23 protein-coding genes are annotated in these 22,024 nt (G+C 33.2%); 1 reads left to right on the top strand and 22 read right to left on the bottom strand.

Features of this window, described 5'->3' with window-relative positions:
- Positions 1-16: 16 nt before the first annotated feature.
- Positions 17-754 (top strand): SDR family oxidoreductase, encoded by a 738-nt coding sequence (locus tag B5E48_RS10060; RefSeq protein WP_087304960.1) that lies wholly within the window; start codon positions 17-19, stop codon positions 752-754.
- A 51-nt stretch (positions 755-805) separates the two neighbouring features.
- Here B5E48_RS10060 and B5E48_RS10055 read toward each other — a convergent pair whose 3' ends face one another.
- The 22 genes from B5E48_RS10055 to B5E48_RS09950 form a co-directional block, all read right to left on the bottom strand.
- Positions 806-1,087: a hypothetical protein gene (locus B5E48_RS10055; protein WP_087296865.1), complete on the bottom strand. Its 282-nt coding sequence runs from the start codon at positions 1,085-1,087 to the stop codon at positions 806-808.
- Positions 1,088-1,089: 2 nt separating this feature from the next.
- Positions 1,090-1,641, bottom strand: a complete 552-nt coding sequence (locus B5E48_RS10050) for a GNAT family N-acetyltransferase (protein WP_087304959.1) — start codon at positions 1,639-1,641, stop codon at positions 1,090-1,092.
- 70 nt (positions 1,642-1,711) lie between these two features.
- Positions 1,712-3,082: a replicative DNA helicase gene (gene dnaB, locus B5E48_RS10045; RefSeq protein ID WP_087244835.1), complete on the bottom strand. Its 1,371-nt coding sequence runs from the start codon at positions 3,080-3,082 to the stop codon at positions 1,712-1,714.
- Between the two features lie 12 nt (positions 3,083-3,094).
- Complete coding sequence (gene rplI, locus B5E48_RS10040) at positions 3,095-3,541, bottom strand: 50S ribosomal protein L9 (RefSeq protein ID WP_087244834.1); 447 nt, start codon at positions 3,539-3,541, stop codon at positions 3,095-3,097.
- Complete coding sequence (locus tag B5E48_RS10035; RefSeq protein WP_087304958.1) at positions 3,541-5,505, bottom strand: GGDEF domain-containing protein; 1,965 nt, start codon at positions 5,503-5,505, stop codon at positions 3,541-3,543. The genes rplI and B5E48_RS10035 overlap by 1 nt, the downstream gene beginning before the upstream one ends.
- A gap of 11 nt (positions 5,506-5,516) precedes the next feature.
- The gene (locus tag B5E48_RS10030; protein ID WP_087304957.1) at positions 5,517-6,428 is read right to left on the bottom strand and encodes a DUF2232 domain-containing protein; all 912 of its coding nucleotides are present in this window, start codon (positions 6,426-6,428) and stop codon (positions 5,517-5,519) included.
- A 72-nt stretch (positions 6,429-6,500) separates the two neighbouring features.
- Positions 6,501-7,265 carry an HAD family hydrolase gene (locus tag B5E48_RS10025; RefSeq protein WP_087244831.1) on the bottom strand — a complete coding sequence of 255 codons (765 nt, stop codon included), beginning with the start codon at positions 7,263-7,265 and terminating at the stop codon, positions 6,501-6,503.
- 2 nt (positions 7,266-7,267) lie between these two features.
- Entirely contained in the window at positions 7,268-7,753 is a 486-nt protein-coding gene (locus B5E48_RS10020; RefSeq protein ID WP_087304956.1) for an NAD(+) diphosphatase, read from the bottom strand.
- A gap of 60 nt (positions 7,754-7,813) precedes the next feature.
- On the bottom strand, positions 7,814-8,350 hold the full coding sequence (locus B5E48_RS10015; RefSeq protein WP_087304955.1) for a flavodoxin family protein: 537 nt from the start codon (positions 8,348-8,350) through the stop codon (positions 7,814-7,816).
- 199 nt (positions 8,351-8,549) lie between these two features.
- On the bottom strand, positions 8,550-9,296 hold the full coding sequence (locus B5E48_RS10010; RefSeq protein ID WP_087304954.1) for a carboxymuconolactone decarboxylase family protein: 747 nt from the start codon (positions 9,294-9,296) through the stop codon (positions 8,550-8,552).
- Between the two features lie 168 nt (positions 9,297-9,464).
- Complete coding sequence (locus tag B5E48_RS10005; RefSeq protein WP_087304953.1) at positions 9,465-11,573, bottom strand: hypothetical protein; 2,109 nt, start codon at positions 11,571-11,573, stop codon at positions 9,465-9,467.
- Positions 11,574-11,889: 316 nt separating this feature from the next.
- Positions 11,890-12,774, bottom strand: a complete 885-nt coding sequence (locus tag B5E48_RS10000) for a LysR family transcriptional regulator (RefSeq protein WP_087304952.1) — start codon at positions 12,772-12,774, stop codon at positions 11,890-11,892.
- Positions 12,775-12,994: 220 nt separating this feature from the next.
- Entirely contained in the window at positions 12,995-13,501 is a 507-nt protein-coding gene (locus tag B5E48_RS09995; protein WP_087304951.1) for a flavodoxin, read from the bottom strand.
- A gap of 3 nt (positions 13,502-13,504) precedes the next feature.
- On the bottom strand, positions 13,505-14,485 hold the full coding sequence (locus tag B5E48_RS09990) for an aldo/keto reductase (protein WP_087304950.1): 981 nt from the start codon (positions 14,483-14,485) through the stop codon (positions 13,505-13,507).
- Positions 14,486-14,488: 3 nt separating this feature from the next.
- Entirely contained in the window at positions 14,489-15,322 is an 834-nt protein-coding gene (locus B5E48_RS09985) for an SDR family oxidoreductase (RefSeq protein WP_087304949.1), read from the bottom strand.
- Positions 15,323-15,334: 12 nt separating this feature from the next.
- Entirely contained in the window at positions 15,335-16,516 is a 1,182-nt protein-coding gene (locus B5E48_RS09980; RefSeq protein ID WP_087304948.1) for an iron-containing alcohol dehydrogenase, read from the bottom strand.
- Between the two features lie 114 nt (positions 16,517-16,630).
- On the bottom strand, positions 16,631-17,224 hold the full coding sequence (locus tag B5E48_RS09975) for a recombinase family protein (RefSeq protein ID WP_087304947.1): 594 nt from the start codon (positions 17,222-17,224) through the stop codon (positions 16,631-16,633).
- A gap of 147 nt (positions 17,225-17,371) precedes the next feature.
- Entirely contained in the window at positions 17,372-18,172 is an 801-nt protein-coding gene (locus B5E48_RS09970) for an SDR family oxidoreductase (RefSeq protein ID WP_087304946.1), read from the bottom strand.
- A 12-nt stretch (positions 18,173-18,184) separates the two neighbouring features.
- Positions 18,185-18,910, bottom strand: coding sequence for a sulfite exporter TauE/SafE family protein (locus B5E48_RS09965; protein WP_087304945.1), 726 nt, complete (start codon positions 18,908-18,910; stop codon positions 18,185-18,187).
- 129 nt (positions 18,911-19,039) lie between these two features.
- The gene (locus tag B5E48_RS09960; protein WP_087304944.1) at positions 19,040-20,452 is read right to left on the bottom strand and encodes a 6-phospho-beta-glucosidase; all 1,413 of its coding nucleotides are present in this window, start codon (positions 20,450-20,452) and stop codon (positions 19,040-19,042) included.
- A 101-nt stretch (positions 20,453-20,553) separates the two neighbouring features.
- Positions 20,554-21,459, bottom strand: coding sequence for a MurR/RpiR family transcriptional regulator (locus B5E48_RS09955; protein ID WP_087304943.1), 906 nt, complete (start codon positions 21,457-21,459; stop codon positions 20,554-20,556).
- 55 nt (positions 21,460-21,514) lie between these two features.
- Positions 21,515-21,919, bottom strand: coding sequence for a YoaK family protein (locus B5E48_RS09950; protein WP_255376273.1), 405 nt, complete (start codon positions 21,917-21,919; stop codon positions 21,515-21,517).
- Positions 21,920-22,024 lie beyond the last annotated feature (105 nt).

The following is a 22,024-nucleotide window of genomic DNA, read 5'->3' as shown; positions in this document are numbered from 1 at the left end:
AAAGGGGGAAAATCAAATGGAAAATGTAGAAAACAAAGTCATTATCATTACAGGAGCCACTTCTGGTATTGGTAAAGCCACAGCTAGAGTTTTAGCTAAACATGGCGCTAAAGTTGTATTAAGTGGCAGAAGAGAAGAACGTTTAGAAAAATTAGCTAATGAATTAGGTGATAGTGCTATTTATTTAAAATCAGATGTAACAAATATAGAAGATATGAAAGCTATTGTAAAATTAGCTAAAGAAAAATTTGGAAAGGTCGATGTCTTATTTGCAAATGCAGGTATTATGCCAGCTGGAAATATGTCTGAATTAGATCTCAAAGGATGGATGGATATGGTTGATATCAACATCAAAGGTGTCCTCAATTCCATGTACGCTATTATTCCAGAATTCTATCAGCAAAATTCTGGACATATCATTATTACCTCATCAAGAGCAGGAACGACATTGGTTCCAGGAAATGCAGTCTATTGTGGAACAAAGCATTTTGTCAAAGTGATGTTACAATCTTTTAACAGTGAAACAAATCAGGAAGGTAAAAATATTCGTACAACAACAATTTATCCTGGAGCTATCAAGACAGAATTATTAAATCATGTCGTTGAAAATGATCATAAGAAGATGGTCGAAGGATTTTATGAACAATTTGGACTTCAACCAGAAACAATTGCGAATGCTGTCCTATATGCGATTTCTCAACCAGATGGTGTTGATGTTTCTGATTTAGTTATCCGTCCTACATTTGAAGGATAAATGATATATTGAAAACACACCCGCAGGTGTGTTTTTATTTTGTCTTTCATATCATGATTTTTTACTTATGATCCAATTCTCGTATTTTGACTTTCTTTGTGCATAATAGCCACAGGGCATATCTTTTAAAGCTGCAATGGAAGGATCTAAATGGAATACATATTCTAGAGAAACTAACCTTGCCTCTTCACTGCTATGTTGTTGATCACATAAAAATTGCCACATTCCATCATCTTCATCATGAAAAACATATAAAATGGAAGCATTTTGATCAAGAATATGACAACAGATCAGCGTTGCTGTATTGGGTGCATCTTCAAAAGGAAATAACATTATCAATTCCCTTCTTTCATCTTTTCCCAAGATTCTTTTGTCATATAATTTGTATGACCAATCCTTACTTCATTCAACAAAGGTACAGGCACCTCATCACAACTATGATGATAAATAAATCCTAGCTTTTCCTGTACTCTTAAAGATTTCATATTCCCATCATAATACCCACACCAGATAGTCTTCATATCTAAATCTTCAAAGGCATGTCGAATCAATTCTCTGCCAGCTTCAGGCATATAGCCTCTTCCCCAATAGGGTTTGGCCAGCCAGTATCCAAGCTCACATTCATCATCACGTTCAGTCATATCTGTATGCCCATTGAGTTTTAGTTCTATAGCCCCAATAGCTTCATGACTATCCCTTTTGCAAATCGCATAACATTCATCACCATTAAAAACATGACGTATCACATCTAAACTTTGTTCCACACTTTGATGGGGTGGCCATCCTGCAATCGGTCCAACATCAGGATCACTGGCATATCGAAAAAGACTTTGCGCATCACTTTCTTCCCACGGTCTAAGAATTAACCTTTTGGTTGTGAAAATCATAAACGTTCCTCCTTTATAAAATCATTTTTAAATAAAAAGGAGTTCAAAACTCCTTCATTTTGTCAGATATTTATGTTCTTAAATCTTTAACACCTTCTAATGGATTAATTTGCTGATCTGATCTTGCTGGATTGGCAAACTTACTAAATTGTTTTAAGAAAACAAGACGTATATCAGCCAAGGCCCCATTACGGTGTTTTGCAATAATAATATCGGTAGCTCCTTGTGTTTCAGCTTCTTTTTTAGGATCCTGATAATCTTCACGATGAATAAATGAAACGATATCGGCATCCTGTTCAATAGCTCCTGATTCTCTTAAATCTGATAAAACAGGTCGCTTATTATCACGTTTTTCAACGGAACGAGATAACTGACTTAAAGCTAAAACTGGAACTTCTAATTCTCTGGCAATCATTTTTAATTGTCGTGAAATATCTGATACTTCCTGTTGTCTAGATTCACGACTATTCGCAGGTCCTGAAATCAACTGCAAGTAGTCAATAACAATCATCTTTAAACCTTGTTCACGTTTTAAACGACGACATTTCGCAGCAATTTCTCCAACACGAATACCCGGAGTATCATCAATATATAAATTACATTTAGAGACTTTATCAGCAGCTGCATAATACCTTTCACTGCTTTCTTTTAAAATAGAACCTGAACGCAAAGATTCAGCTTTTAAACTTCCTGCTGAACAGATAATACGTTGAATCAACTGCTCAGCTGGCATTTCCAGTGAAAAGATAGCGACTGCTTCATCTGACTTATAAGAAACATTATAAGCTACATTCAATGCAAAAGCTGTTTTCCCAACAGATGGACGTGCAGCCAAAATAATCAAATCACCTTTTTGAAAACCAGATGTCAATTTATCTAAATCATAATATCCAGTTTTAACACCAGATATTTTCCCATCTGCTTTTTGTAACATCACCAAACGATCTGTCACTTTTTGAATCACTGATTTAACATTTTGGAATTCACCAGCATTACGATCTCTTGTGACATTTAAGAAATCTTTTTCAACTTCACCAATAAAATCATTGATATTTTCGACATCTCCATAAGCTTTTTCAATAATTTCTGTTGATTCTTTAATCAATCTTCTCAACAAAGCTTTTTCATTTAATCTTTTTAAATAATGTTCACTATGAGATGTTGTTGGCACTGATTCACTTAATTCTAAAAGATATTCAACACCACCTGTTTTATCTAACAGTTTTTTATCTATTAAATAAGATGTTAATGTTGTGACATCAACAGGGCTATTATCAGCATAAATATTTTGCATAGCCTCGAAAAGAATACGATGGCTATCCAAATAAAAATCATCTTTTGAAGCTAATGATAAAACAGTCTGACAGACATCACTTGATATCAACATAGATCCTAGCAATGATCTTTCGGCTACCAAATCATGGGGATATTCTCTAGCCATCTTTTTCCCTCCTTATTTTTCAGATAAATGAACTTTTATTGTCGCAATAACTCCTTTATGCAATTCAATTTTTAAATTTGTATATCCTAAAGCTTGTATGGGTCTAGCATTAATGAACTTTCTTTTATCCACTTTAATTCCATGTGTTTTCATTAATTCTTCAACAACATTTTTCGTTGAAATACTTCCAAAAGTTTTACCATCTTTACCAGATGATAACTTAAATTCTAATGTTAGACTTTCAATTTTTTCTTTTAATTCTTCAGCTTTCTTTTTATTTTCTAATTCTTCCAATCTTTCTTTTTCTTTTGTTTGAGCAACCATTTTTTTCCCATGTTCAGTTGCTAAAACGGCTAAATTGTTTTTAATCAAAAAGTTTTGTCCATATCCATCAGCAACATTGACAATATCGTTTTTCTTTCCTACTTTCTTAACATCTTGTAATAAAATCACTTTCATTATACTTCACCTCTATCATCTAAATATTCTTGTATTTTTTCTTCTAATAAAAGACGTACTTCTTCAATCGTTTTATTTTCAAACTGTGCTGCAGCCATACTAAAATGACCACCACCATCCAAGGCTTCCATAATGACCTGTACATTCATATCCTTGGTACTTCTCGCGCTGATAGCGACCTTTGTTTTAGAAATTCTACCAATGGAAAAACTTGCCTTAATACCACTAATTTCAAGCAATGCATTACTTGATTTAGCTAATAAACTAGAATTATATTCCTCGCTTTCTTGACCACAGGCAATCAAAATATCAGGACGATACTGATAGGCTGTCTGGGCAATAGAAAGACGCTGCAACGTTTCTTCATAAGAATCTTTAATAAATTCATAAGCCATTGGCACATTGGCCTGTAATTCTTTCAAATGCGCTGCTGACTGGAAAGTACGCACACCCACTCGCTGTTTAAAGTTATTTGTATCAACCAGCATTCCAGCATACATTATTGTAGCATCCAGTTCATTGATTTTCAAATCTACATTTTGATAATCACAAAGCTCTATAACTAATTCTACAGTACTTGAAGACGCTGGCTCTAGATATGTTAAAACTGGTGCTTCAATAAATTCTTCACCACGACGATGATGATCAATAATAACCTTATTTTTGACACGTTCTAACAAAGCTTTAGAAAGTGCTAGACTGGATTTATGATTATCCACAACAATTAACAAGGTGTTTTTATCAACACGCTCAATTGCTTCACTAGCTGATTGAATCATTCCTTTATAGCGTGGATCAGCTTTAACCAAAACAGCGACTTCTTTAGTTTTCTTTTCAATGGATTCAAAATCAACAATGACTGTTGTTTTCTTTCCATAGGCCATAGCTATCTTAGCCACACCGAGTGATGCTCCAAATGAATCCAAATCTGAATTCTTATGCCCCATCACGATTACTTGACTGGCATTTTTGATAAGCCCTGCTAGAGATTGTGCAATGACACGCGCACGGACTTTACTGCTCTTTTCAAAAGTATCACTATTACCACCAAAGAATCTGACTTTCTTATCTTCTCCAGATTTAACAGCCACCTGGTCACCACCACGTGAATACGTTAAATTCAATGCAGCAGAAGCCATTTCATCAAGTTCTCTTAAAACACGAGAATCTTTACCAATACCAATACTTAAAGTCATCACTTCATCTAACTCTTTTGACATTTCTTTAAATGTATCTAATATTGCAAATTTATTTTCAACTTGTTTACGATAAATACGTTCATTAAAAAATGCTAAGTAACCACCTGATTTAAAACGTCTAATAATAATCCCATTGGAATATGCCCAATCTACGATAACTTGTCTAGAACGTGATTGTATCAAAGCCATCTTAGGTTCATCAGCATTTTCCAATGTTTCTTCATAATTATCAATTGTAATATAAGCCATACAAACCTGCTGATCTAAGTAATCTTGTTGTAAAGACATGAGCTGTGTGACATCTTTTAAATAAATCAGCTTAGTTCCCTGATTAATATAAGCTTCAAACTTTTTACCTTTAATATCAATCACTTTGACATCTTCATCATCAAAAAGACTTGCCAAATGGGGTTGCCATTCCAAAAGCTTAACCCCTACAATATTAATATTCATGGCCTTTAATAAATCACTTGTCCATACAATATTTCTATTTTCATCATACTGAATTAAAGCAATACCACCAAATATAAATGCATTTTTAGCATCTTTATTTAAAACTTCTTCAACACTTAATTGATTATTTTCTAAAACATAAGAAATATAAACAACAATCAAGAAAATAATAACATTTTTAATAAGCGCATATACACTAAAAGCCAACAATATCGGAGTATTCAATAAAAGATATAAGCCAAATAATATACCACATTCTCCAACCAATAAAGCCATTAATAGATTCCTGATTTGTAATATCTTTCTGATCATTGTATCCCTCCTTATTGTTCATTATGTTTATTATACAATAGTTTTGTTCTTAAATCACTAAATATATCTACGATTCCTATGACAACATACATTTGATTGATAAATGGAATAAGCATACCCAAAAAAGCCAGGATGATAAGGCGTGGTTTATTTTCCAAAATAGCCAGCCATGACAAAAAGGCAAGGCCTTCAACAGCCAAAGTTAATAAAGAGATCAAATATATATAAGTGATATAAATATTATTCATCGCATAAACATGTTCTAGTACATAGCTGACAACCAGCATTATAGTCAGAATACATCCTATCGGACGACTTAAATGCATATAAGCAATGTGGAAAGAATTGGGAAAAGGAATATGAAAACGGGATAAAACCATTTGACATAACAAAATAATCACATACATTTCCAGAAATGACATAATCAATAAAAGAAGGGGTGCTAATGAAAGAAATGATGTTAAAGAAAAAGTCTGTGTGATGGAAGGAAAAACATTGTCCATCATCATATACATCTCTTTCATTTCACCAATCAGATCCATATTTAATAATCCTGCAAAAACTTCATAAAGCAAGATATTATTGAAAAATGTAAGAGATAATGTCCCCAAAAACAAAACACCTCGAGAAGCCTGACGTTTTAAAGCTTCACCTAAAAAAACACCAATCAGACATGAAGAAAATGATGAAATTGCAAAAAAAGGTAATCCTGTGATCATAATCACAATCATCGCAATCAAACTGACTAACAGACCATCCTGTAAACGATATGTATAACTATACCAGACAAGTGGAATCACCATGCCATAACAAATAAATATATCAAACATACTGCCTGTATACGTATTGAAAATAGACAAAGCACCAAAGATAGCGGCAATCATAGCGCCTTGGACCATTTTTCTTATTTTTACATTTCCCATATAAAGATCCTTTCCTTTGAAGTATCGCTATTATAACATAAATCAAACTCCATGTACAAAAAAGGAATAACTTTAAGCTATTCCTTCATGTTGTAGTGCCTTTAATATACCATCCTGATCAATAGAATCTGTAATATATGTTGCTTTTTGTTTTAAAACATCTACAGCATTTCCCATCGCTATACCATGCCCTACTTCTCTAAACATCGCCTGATCATTATAACCATCTCCAAAAGCATAGGCATTCTCTTTATCAATATGAAAATATTTCAATAAATAAGCAATACCATCACCCTTATCAAAACCAATGGTTGAACAGTCACATGAGCCATGACCACCATGATCATTAATAACCAATTCTTTATCAAAAGCCTGTATCAGTGTATCACGTTGTTGAAGATCATGATAAAACAAATCAAATGTATAAAATGGCAATAAAGAAGCATTTGTCTGAATACGTTGTAAACCATATTCATCTTTAATACCTTCAATCTGTGCATCATCCAATAAATAAGGAACGGCAACCTCATCAGAAACAAACATAGCTCCTGCATTGAATGCTTTTATTTTTTCATAATAATATGACAGTTCTTCTGGTAAGAAAGCTTTTCCATACAGTTTCTTTCCCTGATATATAATATATCTTCCATTACATGTAATCAGACCACTGACAAGATTTCCAAAAAGATTTTGGGCATAGAATGGTGCTCTGCCTGTACATATAAATGTGAAATGTCCCTGATCCTGAAGTAATTTTAAAGCTTTGAGATTCCCTTCAGGAATCACACCATGTATCGCTAATGTTCCATCAATATCAAAGAAAAATATTTTCTTCATAATCAACCCCTCTTTTCTAAATATCTTTTCACAAAGGATTGGGCTAATGATCCTTGTTTCATAACATTGAAGACTTCATCAATAGGAATCCATTTGGCATGATCCACTTCATTTGTTAAATGAAAATCTTCTGAATCAACCACTGCAACATAATTATGCATCAACGTATTTGTTTTTGCATAATACTCATTATCATTATACATATAATCAACAACTTTCAAATTGACTTCTTCTTGAATCTCTCTAATTAATGTCTGTTTTGCATTTTCACCTTTATTTATATATCCTGCTACCAAAATATAATCTACCTGTCCATATTGTTGTATTAACAATACCTTATCTTTTTGTGGATTGAATATAATAGCAGAAATAGCACTATTAAACATTGGAAATTTAAACTTTTGACAATGTTCACAATAAGGCATTGTCCCATCAATTCCACATGGTTTTTCAATCAATTCATGTCCACATTCATCACAATATTTCATACTCTTCAGCCCCTTTATTAAATTTATTATAAAGAAAAAGCTCCTAATATTTCAAGAGCCTTATTGGATACTTTTCCCTAATTGGTATGCTTTTTCCATAAAAGGTGAACGCAAAGTCATAGATGGTGTTCCACATCCAGTTGCTAAAATGCTTCCTACATCTTGAAAATGCATATAGTCAAGTAATGCTTCATAATGCATCTTAACAGCATCCATTGTTCCCTGTGAACTATTCCATGCAGCGCATATAAAAGCAGTCTTTTTATGCATGGATGATAATTCCATTGTAAAACTATAAATACGGTCAATGGCTGCTTTTAGTTGTGCTGATATTCCAAAGTAATAAAGTGGTGTGACAAAAACAATCATATCATGATCAAGCATGTCTTTTCTTAACTGACTCATATCATCATTTTGAATACATGGACCATTCATTCCACAATGGTCACATCCTAGACAGGGTGCAATATGATGATGAGCCACATCAAAAACAGTGACTTCATGGTGATTTTCCTGAACTCCTTTAATAAATTCATTTGCTAATAAATATGAAGAACCTTTCTGATGTGGACTTCCATATACAACCAATATCTTCATTATTCATCATCCTTTCTTTATTCCTATTTTAATGTGTATATTCTTTTTCGTCCAATACTTAAAAACAATCTCACAGCATAGCTAAAAAGCATACTTTTTCCCCTTACAACATCAACATGAAACAATAACCCAACATTTCTCACAACAATCAAAATCACAAAAAAAGATGAACATTTCTATCCATCTTTATGATTCATATTTATTCAGCTAAATCTTTAATTGCATTAAAAGCATTAAACACACATGGGAAACCTAAATAAGGTAAGCATTGAATCAATGCATAATAAAGTGTATGTAAAGAGTTTCCAACTTTGATATTTCCTAAAGCATGTGCATAAAGTTGTCCAGAGGCATTGAGTGCTGTTAAAATACAAAAGATCAATAATTCTCTTGTTGGAATATCTAATACCTTTCTTGTATAACAGTCACCAAAACACCATTCTGTTAAAAATCTTGGTAAAGCGTCACCGACATCATCTGGTAAATAACGATATCTGTCTTTAATTTCATCACCATATAACTCTTTTTGAATTTCTAATCCTTTTTCATATCTTTCTTCATCTTTTATACTTGTCTGATTATCTAGTGGTAATGAAATATGTCTGTCTTCTAAAACTTCATTCAATACATTCACTGCATTCAATGTTCTCGGATAACCAATAAATGGAGCACATTGATATAATGATTCTTTTAATTCTAATGGTAAAACACCTACATTCAAGGCAGCATTCAGATGTGCCTTTAATTGTGGTAAAGTCTGTAAAACTGTTAAAACACTACATGTGATGAGTTCTCTTTGTCTATCTGTCAAATCTCCAACATAAAAAACTTCACCAAATATCAATCTTTGTAACTGTGTCATGAATTCAGGATCTTTTAAATCTAATGTTTGTGGATTTAAAAATAATTCTTCATATTTCTTTTGACTTCTTTCTATTCTATTCATAAGATAGCCTCCTCTTTATTATAGCATGTTAAATCATTGATTTTCCACAATGTATAGCAGAACATTTTCATTCATTATTAACATTTCCATATGATTATAAAATATAAAAATATCCTAAAAAAAACGCCCGATTATCACTATCAGTGATATCTAGGCGTTAATCATTATTCAGTTTCTTTTTTTACGATGAACGACTAATATCAAAGCAATACCAGCGGAAATAAGAATCAAACTTCCCCAAAGAACAACATGACTATTGTCACCTGTTTTTATAACTGTTGTACTATCTGTTTGACCTTCAGTTATTTGAGTTGGAAAATCTGGTGTTTGAACAGGTTTCGTCGGACCATCTGGTTTTGAAGAACCAATCGGTTTTTTCTCCAAATTGGCGATTGCTGTTTCAATAGCCTGTGACATAGCATCTACTTCATCCTGTTCAGTAATATTCTTTCCTCGAACAACCTTATTCATAGCATCTTCCACAGCAGAAAAATCAGTATAGTCAGCTGGATTCAATGCTTTTGCTTTAACAATTGCTTCATCTACTTTTGAGTAATCAGCATCCTTGTATTCAAGAGCTGCAATAGCATCTTCAATAGCTTTTGCCATAGCATCTACTTCTGCCTGTTCTGTAATATTCTTACCACGAACAACAGCTTGAATTGCACTTTCTACTTGTGAAAAGTCCTTATAGCTGTCTTTATGAAGTGCTTCTGCTTTAGCGATAGCTTCATCTACTTTTGAATAATCAGCATCCTTGTATTCAAGAGCTGCAATGGCATCATTAATAGCTTTTGCCATAGCGTCTACTTCTGCCTGTTCGCCAACATTCTTACCACGAACAACGGCTTGAATTGCTGCTTCTACCTGTGAAAAGTTCTTATAGTTGTCTTTATGAAGTGCCTCTGCCTTAGCAATTGCTTCATCTACTTTTGAGTAATCAGCATCCTTGTATTCAAGAGCCGCAATAGCATCTTCAATAGCTTTTGCCATAGCGTCTACTTCCGCCTGATTATCTACACACATATTTTCTTTCACACTATCAAGCGCAACATTTAACACACTGACAGACTCATCCGTATATAAAGATAAATTTATCGGTATTTTCGCTTTTGCAGTATCCACAGAAGAATAATCTGCTCTTATCCTATCCGTCTGATATGAAAAAACTGGATAACCATTTATTCCTAATATCCACAGTTTCTCTGTCTGTGCATTCGCATTTAGGTCTTGGATAACGTTTGGACTAGAGAAATCAGCTACTGCTTGACCACAGACACTTTCATCAAAATTTGGATCTGCATTTGCAGTTCCTGTATCCCAGTCTACAACAAGACGTACAACGCCTGTTTTCCCATCTGATGGCCACATACAGTTTTCTGCTTGCCCATCCTCATCTAAGGCAGCTATATGAACAGCATTTTCCTCCACACCAACAGGAACTTTTAATTGTCCATATGATACACAACCACTAATCAGTACAACCTCGCCATTAAAAGAAAGTCCTGCACCTAAGATGCCTGCTGCCGAAGTAGTTGACTCTGCAACACTTACAGTACCACCAAAATAACTATCTATAATCTGTGCTCCGTCTGCTGCATTTTCCCATTGTCCCACAAGTCCTCCTACCATAGCAGGCATATCCGGACTCGTTGTCGTTACATCCGCTATAGACCAACAGTTAAAGATACTCGTATTTCCCTTACAAGAACCAATAAATCCGCCAACTGCTGGCACATCAGAGCTAGTTGCATCTGCAATTATTGATCCAGAAACACCACAGTTTCTGATAATAGTTTCACTGTTAGTCCATCCAGCCAGAATGCCATGATAAAATGACCTATTTGTATTTGGCATTACCACCTGAGCCTGTGCAAAAGTTAGATTCATAACATGAGCACCTTGCAAATACTCAAAAAAACCACTTTGACCCTCAGTCTGTTCAACATACATATTATACACTGTATGATTTCCACCATTGAAAATTCCTGAAAATTTTTTTATAGGTGTCCATGAATATCCCGAAAGATTGACATCGGTTGTAAGATTCAAAGTAACATCTTCAAAGTTCAAATTTTTCTCTGAAGCAAGTTGGGATATCCCTGCAAGCTGTTCTGCAGTTGTAATATGAAACTCCGTACTACTAGCATCATACCATGAAGTATCCACTGATCCATCCCATGTGTCTACAGTGTTTTCTGCCGCAAATACTGTGACTGGTGTTAAAGCAAACACCACACACAAGCAAAAAAATACGCTTAAAAATTTCTTCTTCATCTTTTCTCACCCTTTCTTTTATTTTTTCATCCAACAAATGTGAAAAGGCGTATCCCACCCTTTTATAAAAAAGGGCAGAATACGCCTTATAATATTATGCTGTTTGATGCTTAACAAGAAAATGGGCACAGTTATACTAACTTGCTTGCTTGCTTGCTTGCAGTATCACTCTTGCTTCCATCTTTGTCAAGCCCCTTTCTGATGATATTTTACATTTGTAATTTTATCATAAAAAGGGCTTTTTTTCAAAAATTTCTATTGATAAAGAAAAAATATCATTCTTGTTCATATAAACAATGAATGATATTTTGTATGTTTATTGAAATACTGTCCTTAACATTTGGGCAAATTCTTCAATGTAATAATTTGTATGTTGTTTATGCCAGCAGGCAAAGTAGTTTCTTTGAATGGGTTTTCCATTTTTATATAAAGGTACTCTTTTGATACCTTGAATAGGTGTCATCATTTCTCCCAGCACATCAATAGGAAGATAACCACGATTTCCTGCTACCATTAAACGGGCTTGTTCTAAAGAATCAACATATAAAAATTGATGTGATATAGCTAAATCTTTTTCATAAAAACTCTTTTCAGAGTCTTCATATCCTTTAGACACAACTAATATACAAGATAATGTTTTTAAGTCTTCTACTGTTAAAATATCTTTTTGACTTAAAGGATTTCCCATTGCTATTTCTACATAAGAATCACTATACTTCAATTCATAATTATAATAGTCCTCATTATAGGCTCTTCTTTGTTCACTCACTTTTAAATCAATATGTCCATCAACCAGTAGTTCAAACAATTCTTCATGTGTTCCACTTACAATAGAAATTTTCACTTCGGGATATAGTTCACAAAATTGTGTAATAGCCTGTTGAAGCTCAAATAAGTTAAAATTCTTAGGATAACCAATACGTAATGTTAATTCATGATCTTCTCCTAGTCTTTGTGTTTGCGCAACGATCTGGTCGATTTCTTCCAATACAGCCTTTGCATGTCGATAAAAATATTGACCTGCTTCAGTTAATTCAAAATGTCTTTTCTGACGAACCATTAATTGAACTTGTAACTGAGATTCTAATGATTGAATTTGTTGAGAGATAGCTGATTGTGAAATAAAACAATGCTCGGCAGCTTCTGTAAAACTTCCATAGTCTACTATAGCTATAAAATATTTCATTTGCTTTAATAGCATAAGCTATCATCCTCCTTGTTTCCATTTTATCAAAAAGAGATTTTATAAACAACAGTGATTATGATTGTATCTCTTGAATACACTTTAAAGCATTGAAAGTTCTTGGAAAACCAATAATATGTGAAGATAACTGAGCTTCACATCCACCTTGTGCCACTAAAAAACAAAATGTGATGAGTTCTCTTTGTCGATAATCAAGTGCTTTTTTTGTTATTATGATTTATTCACCTACCCAACTTTTTATTTTGTCTTCACTTTCATATACCTGGTGACCCAAAATAGCGAGTCCTTCATGAATATAAGCATGAGGAATGATTGTTTTTAAATCCTGTAAACTTCTTCCAAAGCCACTTCCTTCATGAGTTATAAAAGGATAAACATCTTTTCCATCAAACTGATAACTTTCTAAAAAAGTCCAGACACACATTGGCATAGTTCCCCACCAGTTAGGAAAACCTAAATAAATATTTTGATATTGTTCAAAATGGGGAATGATGTTTTTAATCTTAGGTCTTTTTTGATTTTCTATCTCTTCTTTAGCGACTTGAGTACATTGATGATATTGTACAGGATAATCATGTAAAGGTTTTATTTCAAATAAATCAGCATCTATATATTGACTTATCTTTTGAGCAACCACTTGTGTATTTCCTTTTTCTAAATCAACAATATCCCCATTCACATAGTTTTCATGACAATGAGAAAAATAAACGATTAAAGATTTCATATTTTAATGCCCTCCAAAGACTTCAAATTCCATCTGTTCTAATTGATGATCAATCATTTGAATATCTGTTTCTAAAAGCTGTATATTCCCTGCCTGAAAGTTAGAAGATAATCTATCTATTTTGCGTGAACCAGGGATAGGAATAAGATGTGGAAATTTATGAAGCATCCAAGCTAAAGATATTTGAGCATTTGTCGCATGATATTTCTTTGCAACTTGACTGATAACTTCCAATAAAGCATTTGTTTTGATCATGCCTGTTTGACTATATTGAGGCATGTTTCTTCTAAAATCCTGTTGATCATCTTTAAAATCCGCTTGAGAATGATAAGCTCCTGTCAATGCACCATTTGCTAGTGGTGAAAAAGCTATATATGTTATTCCAAGTTCTTGACAGACATCAATCAAATGTTCATGCCATCTTGCCATCATAGAATATCTATTTTGAATGACTGTCACAGGACAGATAGCATGTGCTCTTCTTAAATAATCTTCATTCACTTCACTAATGCCCCAAGCTTTGATTTTTCCTTCTTGAATCAAATCCTTCATCACTCCAGCCACAACTTCTGGTTCTACTTGAGGATCAATTCTATGTTGATAATAAATATCAATATGATCTGTCTGTAATCTTTTTAAAGAACCTTCAATAGATTCTCTAATCTTTTGTGGTGAACTATCAAATTCAAGATGGTCACCTTTATGCACTACACCAAACTTTGTACAAAGAACAATGTCATCTCTAAAATCTTTAATAGCTTCACCTACAATTTCTTCATTATTGCTGATACTTCCATCAGGATAAACACCTGTATAACACTCAGCAGTATCATATAAATCATAACCAATACGATGTGCTTCTTTTAAGACTTGCAAGGCTTCTTCTTTTGGAAGAGGTGTTCCACTGGCATGAGATAATCCCATGCACCCTAGCCCAATCATATTGACATACATATCAGTTTGTCCTAATCTTCTTTTTTCCATTGTTTATTTCTCCTTTGGTTGTAATGGTCCATAGTAATATGATGCTGTTGCGCCACCATCAATCAAGAATGTTGAACCTGTAATAAAAGCACCTTTATCACTCATCAATAATTCTGCTACATTAGCAATTTCGTCTGCTGTTGCTGGTCTACCAGCTGGACAAGATGCAAACATATTCTTATAAAAATCTCCTCTTGGTCCATTAAATTCATCAATGGCTAATGGAGTAACGACAATCCCTGGCGCAATTGCATTAATACGAGCACCTTTTTCTCCCCATTTCACTGACTGGGCCATGACTCTTTTTTCATTACATCTTTTAGCCAACTGATAAGCATGTAAGGTATCTTGAATATTTTCAACTTTTAATAAATCTAAATTTAATAATTCTTCTGTTGGCGTACAAGCTAACTGTTCATCTTCCTTAGGTGTTAATTGTTTCATTCTAAATCCTGATTGACTAGAAATAGTCACACCCACACCACCTGGTTCAATCACTTTTCCAACTTCCTCCAATAAAACTGCTGTTCCATATAAATCAACATTGAGAATAGCTTCAATAGGTGCCTGACTTGGCGAAACACCAGCACCATTGACCAACATTGTAATAGGTCCATACTTTTTCGCTTCATCTATCATATTGAATATAGATTCTCTAGAAGATAAATCCATTTCAAATGGAACCACATCAAATCCAGCATTATTCATCACTTCTGCGATAGTCTTTGCATTTTCAATTCTTTTATCTCCCATTATAACCTTTTTACCATAACCAATTCTTCTGGCAATAGCCATGCTGATTTGGCCTGCACCCGTTACAATCATTACATCCTTCATTGTTTTTTCCTCCTATAAACACATTTTATAAATATTGAAACAATCTTCCTGCGTTAATGGTCGATATGCTCTTGGCAGGGATTCCTGACCATAACATGCTTTTACTTTCATTTTTTCAAATTGACTATCATCTATTCCTAACTCGGATAAATGAACTGGTAATCCTAATTCATCTTTGATAAAAGATTGTAAAGCTTCAATAGCTTGATATGCGACAGCTTTTTTATCTTCACTCTCTTCAACATCCATGACATTGACTCCAAATCTTGCAAAATCGTCAATGACAGTTTCATCTCGATCTAATAAATACTTCATCCACTTAGGCATAAGGATTGCTAGTGCTAAACCATGTGTTAAATCATAAGATGAAGAGAATTGTTCTAAGGCATGTAAAGAAGCCTGTGTCTGAAATCCAGATGTACAAAAACTATTCAATGCCCAGCTTGCTGCCCACAACATAGTAGCTCGCGCTTCATAATTCTCTGGTTCTTGAATGGCAATTGGTAACTGCTGTCTCACTGTTTTTAACAATGTTTCAACAACGTTAAACTGTAATGGATATTTTTTAGCATTCACAAAATAGTTCATATCAAACATGTGTGCCATAATATCAAATCCCCCACATGCCGTTTGAAAAGCAGGAACAGTGAATGTATTCGTTGGATCGAGAAATGCAGCTTTGGGTCTAATCGGTTCCCCATTAATACCACTCTTAATTCCTAATTTGACATTTGCAATCACGCATGACTTATCCATTTCACTTCCAGTGGAAGCAATTGTTGGCATTGCAATCACGGCTAAAGCATCTTTCCAAATTGCTTTACCTTCTACCAAATCCCAAATATCATCTGTATTTGACAACGTTGTCGCTGCAATGGCTTTACAACAATCAATGGTTGAACCACCACCAATAGCTAAGACTGTTTGAATTCCATGTTCTTTACATATTTTGACACCACGATTGACAGTTGTATGTCTAGGATTCGGTTCAACTGCACCCAATTCATAAACTGTAATCTTATGCGATTCTAGCTCATTGATAACACGACTATATAATGGAGAGTTTTGAATAAAATCTCCTCCATGTGCAATTAAGACTTTATCACCATATTTCAAAACTTCTTCATGTAAATGTTGTAATTGGTTTTGACCAAAATAGACTTTGGTTGTATTTTGAAATTGAAAATCGTTCATAAAATGCATCCTCCTTTGTTAGTTTTATTGTATGATTTTTACTCTTTTGGAACAATTCCAATTTCTTATCCAATCCATAAGTTTTACTTATCAATAAACATTTCTTTTGAAGGGTTATACAATTTCCTGTACCCATCTTAAAAACGTACTTTGTGCAATCCCTAATGCTTTAGCTGCCTGTCGAGATGTGATTTGATTTTGAAGCCATTGATTTTTAATCTCTTTGAAATTTTGTGGAACATCTTTTTTAGGTCTACCAAAAATAACACCTCTACTTTTTGCAGCATAAATACCTTCCTTTTGTCTTTGTTTAATATTCTCACGCTCTATTTGTGCGACATATGCCAATATCTGCAATACCATATCCGCAATAAATGTCCCTGTTAAATCTTGATCTCCTTTCTTTCTTGTATCCAATAAAGGCATATCTAAAACAACAATATCGACTTGTTTCACTTTTGTGATGACTCTCCATTGATTTTGTATTTCATCATAATTTCTTCCTAATCTATCAATAGATAAAACAATCAAAACATCTCCTTTCTTTAATTTCTTCACTAAACGATTATACTGTGGTCGATCAAAATTCTTTCCACTCACCTTATCTACATAAATATTTTTTCTTGGAATATCAAATTGTTTTAATGCCAGCCATTGTCTATCTTCACATTGATCTTTTGATGATACTCTTATATACCCATAGTTCATTTTTTATTCCTCCTTTTCTTATGAGTCAAATAACAGTATACAAAAAAAGATAAGAATTCATTTTTGACATAATCATACAAACGATATATAGATTTTGACTTTCAAACAAAAAAAATTTTAAGATTTTCATCCTAAAAGTTTGTTCGATTACCAGACATGATATCCGCCATCAATCATTATATCAATGCCTGTTGTATAAGTTGAAGCATCAGATAATAAATATAAGACTGCTCCAATTAATTCCGTAGGTTTGCCTACACGATGCATAGGTGTATTGTTCATTGAGTTTTCAAAGACTCTTGGATCATTTAATTTAATAAAGTTTTTCACATTGCTCATCCCTTTTCCTAGAAAACCTGGAGATACGCTATTGACTCTGACATTATATTCTCCATATTCACTGGCAACACTTCTTGTTAAATGTAAAACTCCACCTTTTGATGTACAATATCCTGACATATTAAATGGTGGTTTATTCACAATTGTTCCTGTAAAAGAGGCAATATTCACAATAGACCCCTGTTTTTGTTTAACCATATATTGTCCAAAATATTTACAACATAAAAATGTTCCAACAATATTAATATTCATTAATCTTGCATAATCTTCACCGGTATAATCTTGAATGCTGCCATGCTGATTGACACCTGCTGCATTAATCAAACCATCAATATGCCCAAAATCCTGTATGATCTGTTCACTGACTTTTTGAATATCAGCTTCCTTTGAATTATCTGCCATATAATAACGAACTTCAATACCATATTGATTCTTTAATGATTGTGCTAATTCTTTAAGTTTGTTAACATTTGATGGAATATCAATCATAGCCAAACTTCCACCTGCCTGTGCTACAGCTTCCACAAAATGTGAACATAAATACCCAGTCGCTCCTGTTGCGACAATGACTTTACCATCTAAACGAAACAAATCCATCACATTAACCATTTTTCATTCCTCCTATAATAATGTTGTGATGACATTGGATAAACCACATAATCCAATGACAACATAAGTTAATTTTCTAATGAGGTTAGCATCTAATTTATCTACAATCTTATTGGCAATCCATAAACCTAATAAAATACCAACCATTCCTAAACCAATGCCACCAAATAAATCAACTGTCAAAATACCATTAATGACTCTAAAAGCTGTTGAATAAATAACATTGATTAAAAAGAAACATTGTATTGTTCCTAAATATTCTTCTTTTCCTTTTGTTTTTGATAAGAAATAGATAACCATTAATGGTCCTCCAATACCAAACAATCCATCACAGGCACCTGAAATGATAATGCATAATAAAGCAACGATGCCTTTAGGTTCAATATCGTTTTTAGAAAAGAAAAGGAAATAAAGAGATAAAACAATTAAGAAAATACCTAAAATGATTTTCATGATATTTTGATCAATCATTTTTGCAAATAAAATAGAAACACTGCTGACAAATAAATATAAAACGGCTGGACCGATAATCTTTTTAAAATTAATTGTATGACGATAACGATAAACCATGGCTGCACATAAAATCATACAAATAGCACTTGATACACCTGCACTTTGTACAACACTAAACTGTAAAGGCAAAAACATCATCATGACAACGCCAGCCCCAAAACCTGTCACTCCCTGAATAATGCCAGCGACAAATGCTGGTAATAAAATATAACCTATCATTTCCATCTATGATTCCTCCTAACGACTATCAATTTATCAGGGAATTCATCATGAAACAATGAAACCAGCCCATAAAAAAACGTTGTTTTCAAAAAGCCTGTTTTAAGACTTTTTATTTGAAAACAACGTTTCTTCTTATAATTCTTTACCATTTGTTTCAATGACTTTTTTATACCAATAGAAAGAATCTTTTCGACTTCTTTTTAAAGTTCCTGTTCCATCATCATGTTTATCAACATAAATGAAACCATATCTTTTACGCATTTCTCCAGTACCAGCAGAAACAAGATCAATACATCCCCAAGGTGTATATCCCATTAAATCTACATCATCCTCTTCTACTGCTTTGATCATTTCTTTGATATGTTCTCTTAAATATTCAATTCTATATGGATCATGAATAGAACCGTCTTCTTCAACCGTATCCAATGCTCCCATACCATTTTCTACAATAAATAATGGGACCTGATATCTGTCATATAATTTATTCAATGTATTACGAAGCCCAACAGGGTCAATTTGCCATCCCCAATCTGTTATCTTTAAATATGGGTTACGTCCACCACTAATAACATTTCCTTCTATCTGCTCGGCATTGCCACCTTCAATAGATGAGAAATAATAACTAAATCCAATATAGTCTACTTTCCCTGCCAGCATCAGTTCTTCATCACCTGGTTCCATTTCTGGTGCTTTGGCATTTAATCTTTTCCACATAGATGTACAAGTATTAGAATAATATCCTCTGACATGGGCATCACCATAATAATATAATGACAGCATTTTTTCTCTAGCAGCAACCTGATCATCAGGAGAACATGTTGCGGCATATGTTTCAGGGAATAACAACATACATCCAATCTTATTTTCTGGATCAATCTTATGCCCTTCAATCACAGCTTTAGCACTGGCAACAAACATATGATGTGATGCCTGAACAACAGTTTGGTTGGCATCTTCACCTTCTTTAAAAATCAAACCTGCCTGATGATAAGGTCTTGGAATTCTCATTGTGGCATTAATTTCATTAAATGTCATCCAGTATTTAACTTTTCCTTTATAACGTTTAAAGCATGTCGTTGCATATCTGACAAAAAAGTCAACAAGCTTACGATTACGCCATGAACCATATTTTTGAACAAGATATAATGGTGTTTCATAATGTGATAAAGTCACAACGGGTTCAATACCATATTTATGCAATTCATCAAAAACATCATCATAGAATTTTAAACCTTCTTCATTAGGTTCTTCTTCATCTCCATTTGGAAAAATTCTTGTCCATGCTATAGACATTCTAAAACATTTGAATCCCATTTCGGCAAATAGGGCAATATCTTCCTTATAATGATGATAGAAATCTGTTGCTTCATGACTCGGATATAAAGCATCTTCATGTACATAATCATCAATCTGACGTTGAACGCCATGTCGTGCTCCTCTTTCTACATCGGCAATGCTTAAACCTTTTCCACCTTCTAAATAGGCTCCTTCATACTGGTTAGCAGCTGTCGCTCCACCCCATAAAAAATCTTCTCTTAGTTTCATTCTTTCTCCTCCTTGTTTCTAACATAATCAAATTCACATTGATAGACAATACAATCATTTGATAAAAAAACATCGTTTTCAAAAGATAAGATCATGCATTATTATTTTGAAAACAATATTTCATTTTGATCTTCTTCCATAACCTTCTGACTGGCTTTACGAAGAGGTTCATAAGATAAAGCAACTTCTTTTTTATGTTGAAAAGCTTCATCATAATGTTTATGAAAATAACAGCTATATAACATATCAAGAATTAACATAATAGACACTGTTGATGTATAGGAAGCAATATGAGAATAGAGTTTCTCTCTTGTAGTCATAGGCAAAATAATATCCACTTTATCCTGCCATTGACTTTCTCCCCTACTTGTAATCAAAATAGAATGAGCTTTTCTTTTGACAATATTTTCAATATATTGTTTTGTTTTTAATGTTGTTCCTGAATAAGAAATCAATATAAAAGTATCATCTTGGGTTGCATTATAAGATTGATAGAACTGTTCATTGACATTTTCACTGACAATAACATTTTTTCCAATACGCATCATACGATCTGCAAAGATTTTTCCTAATTCAATCGCAACACCAATACATAAAACATAGATGTTTTGACTACGATCTATCATTTTTGTCGCTTCGATATAATCAAAATAATCAACTAATGATAAGGTATCTTTAGCCGTTTCCTGATATAGCTCACTGACACTGCCTAAAACTTTCGCCAGATTATCATCTTTTAAAAAAGGAATATTGGCATCAATATTTTCAAAATGTTCATGTAAATATTTCATTTCTTCTAAATATTTTTCTTTAAAATCATGATAACCTCTAAATCCCATTTTATGACATAAGCGTGTAACTGCTGAAGTTGATGCATAAGAGTCAGAGGCCAACTCACGAATAGACATATCTTTAATTTGTCCTTTGAGTTCTATAACCTTTTTCGCAACTTCTTTTTCTGCTTCAGATAACTGTTCCATTCTTTCTAACTTTTCGATAATTAACATTTTGATCAACTCTCTTTATCTTTTATTTTACATTGATATGAGAATAAAGACAATCTTATTCAAACATTGATACTAAGGAAATCATAACAGGAATAAGACAAAATAAAGTTGCATTTTCATGAAATAAAAGAGTCAGCCATACACCAACAATAACACCAGATATAAAGAAACAGATGATAGTTATATAACAAAAACATTTTTGAATGGCCTGTTTATCATTTTGAAAAATACCACGATATAGATTTTCAACTCCACTTCTTAAATTTCCAGTACACATTGTTGAAGAAAAAGAACTTCCTAAAACCTTTTTAAAACATTCTGCCTGCATTGCACATAAAAAAGAAATCAATATATGGACAATACGATTGTATGATCCAATAGGAATAAAACTGACTATAACCAAAATCATCATTTCAATCATTAAAATAATTTGTCGCCAATGCCATTTGTTGAATGCCAAATTAAATGATAAATAGTTCTTCAATTTATTTGGTTAGGATACAAGGTGAGATAACTATAATATTCAAATTAAATTGTCCGAGCTATTTATATTATTTGCTACGTG

The sequence above is a fragment of the Massilimicrobiota sp. An105 genome (assembly GCF_002161155.1).
GTDB lineage: Bacteria > Bacillota_I > Bacilli_A > Erysipelotrichales > Coprobacillaceae > Allocoprobacillus > Allocoprobacillus merdigallinarum.
The sequence above is the reverse complement of the archived record's forward strand: the minus strand, read 5'-3'. Positions and strand labels throughout refer to the sequence as shown.

Coding starts and splice junctions, on each gene's coding strand:
- B5E48_RS10060 (WP_087304960.1), top strand. CDS start 17: ATGGAAAATGTAGAAAACAAAGTCATTATCATTACAGGAGCCACTTCT.
- B5E48_RS10055 (WP_087296865.1), bottom strand. CDS start 1,087: ATGTTATTTCCTTTTGAAGATGCACCCAATACAGCAACGCTGATCTGT.
- B5E48_RS10050 (WP_087304959.1), bottom strand. CDS start 1,641: ATGATTTTCACAACCAAAAGGTTAATTCTTAGACCGTGGGAAGAAAGT.
- dnaB (WP_087244835.1), bottom strand. CDS start 3,082: ATGGCTAGAGAATATCCCCATGATTTGGTAGCCGAAAGATCATTGCTA.
- rplI (WP_087244834.1), bottom strand. CDS start 3,541: ATGAAAGTGATTTTATTACAAGATGTTAAGAAAGTAGGAAAGAAAAAC.
- B5E48_RS10035 (WP_087304958.1), bottom strand. CDS start 5,505: ATGATCAGAAAGATATTACAAATCAGGAATCTATTAATGGCTTTATTG.
- B5E48_RS10030 (WP_087304957.1), bottom strand. CDS start 6,428: ATGGGAAATGTAAAAATAAGAAAAATGGTCCAAGGCGCTATGATTGCC.
- B5E48_RS10025 (WP_087244831.1), bottom strand. CDS start 7,265: ATGAAGAAAATATTTTTCTTTGATATTGATGGAACATTAGCGATACAT.
- B5E48_RS10020 (WP_087304956.1), bottom strand. CDS start 7,753: ATGAAATATTGTGATGAATGTGGACATGAATTGATTGAAAAACCATGT.
- B5E48_RS10015 (WP_087304955.1), bottom strand. CDS start 8,350: ATGAAGATATTGGTTGTATATGGAAGTCCACATCAGAAAGGTTCTTCA.
- B5E48_RS10010 (WP_087304954.1), bottom strand. CDS start 9,296: ATGAATAGAATAGAAAGAAGTCAAAAGAAATATGAAGAATTATTTTTA.
- B5E48_RS10005 (WP_087304953.1), bottom strand. CDS start 11,573: ATGAAGAAGAAATTTTTAAGCGTATTTTTTTGCTTGTGTGTGGTGTTT.
- B5E48_RS10000 (WP_087304952.1), bottom strand. CDS start 12,774: ATGCTATTAAAGCAAATGAAATATTTTATAGCTATAGTAGACTATGGA.
- B5E48_RS09995 (WP_087304951.1), bottom strand. CDS start 13,501: ATGAAATCTTTAATCGTTTATTTTTCTCATTGTCATGAAAACTATGTG.
- B5E48_RS09990 (WP_087304950.1), bottom strand. CDS start 14,485: ATGGAAAAAAGAAGATTAGGACAAACTGATATGTATGTCAATATGATT.
- B5E48_RS09985 (WP_087304949.1), bottom strand. CDS start 15,322: ATGAAGGATGTAATGATTGTAACGGGTGCAGGCCAAATCAGCATGGCT.
- B5E48_RS09980 (WP_087304948.1), bottom strand. CDS start 16,516: ATGAACGATTTTCAATTTCAAAATACAACCAAAGTCTATTTTGGTCAA.
- B5E48_RS09975 (WP_087304947.1), bottom strand. CDS start 17,224: ATGAACTATGGGTATATAAGAGTATCATCAAAAGATCAATGTGAAGAT.
- B5E48_RS09970 (WP_087304946.1), bottom strand. CDS start 18,172: ATGGTTAATGTGATGGATTTGTTTCGTTTAGATGGTAAAGTCATTGTC.
- B5E48_RS09965 (WP_087304945.1), bottom strand. CDS start 18,910: ATGGAAATGATAGGTTATATTTTATTACCAGCATTTGTCGCTGGCATT.
- B5E48_RS09960 (WP_087304944.1), bottom strand. CDS start 20,452: ATGAAACTAAGAGAAGATTTTTTATGGGGTGGAGCGACAGCTGCTAAC.
- B5E48_RS09955 (WP_087304943.1), bottom strand. CDS start 21,459: ATGTTAATTATCGAAAAGTTAGAAAGAATGGAACAGTTATCTGAAGCA.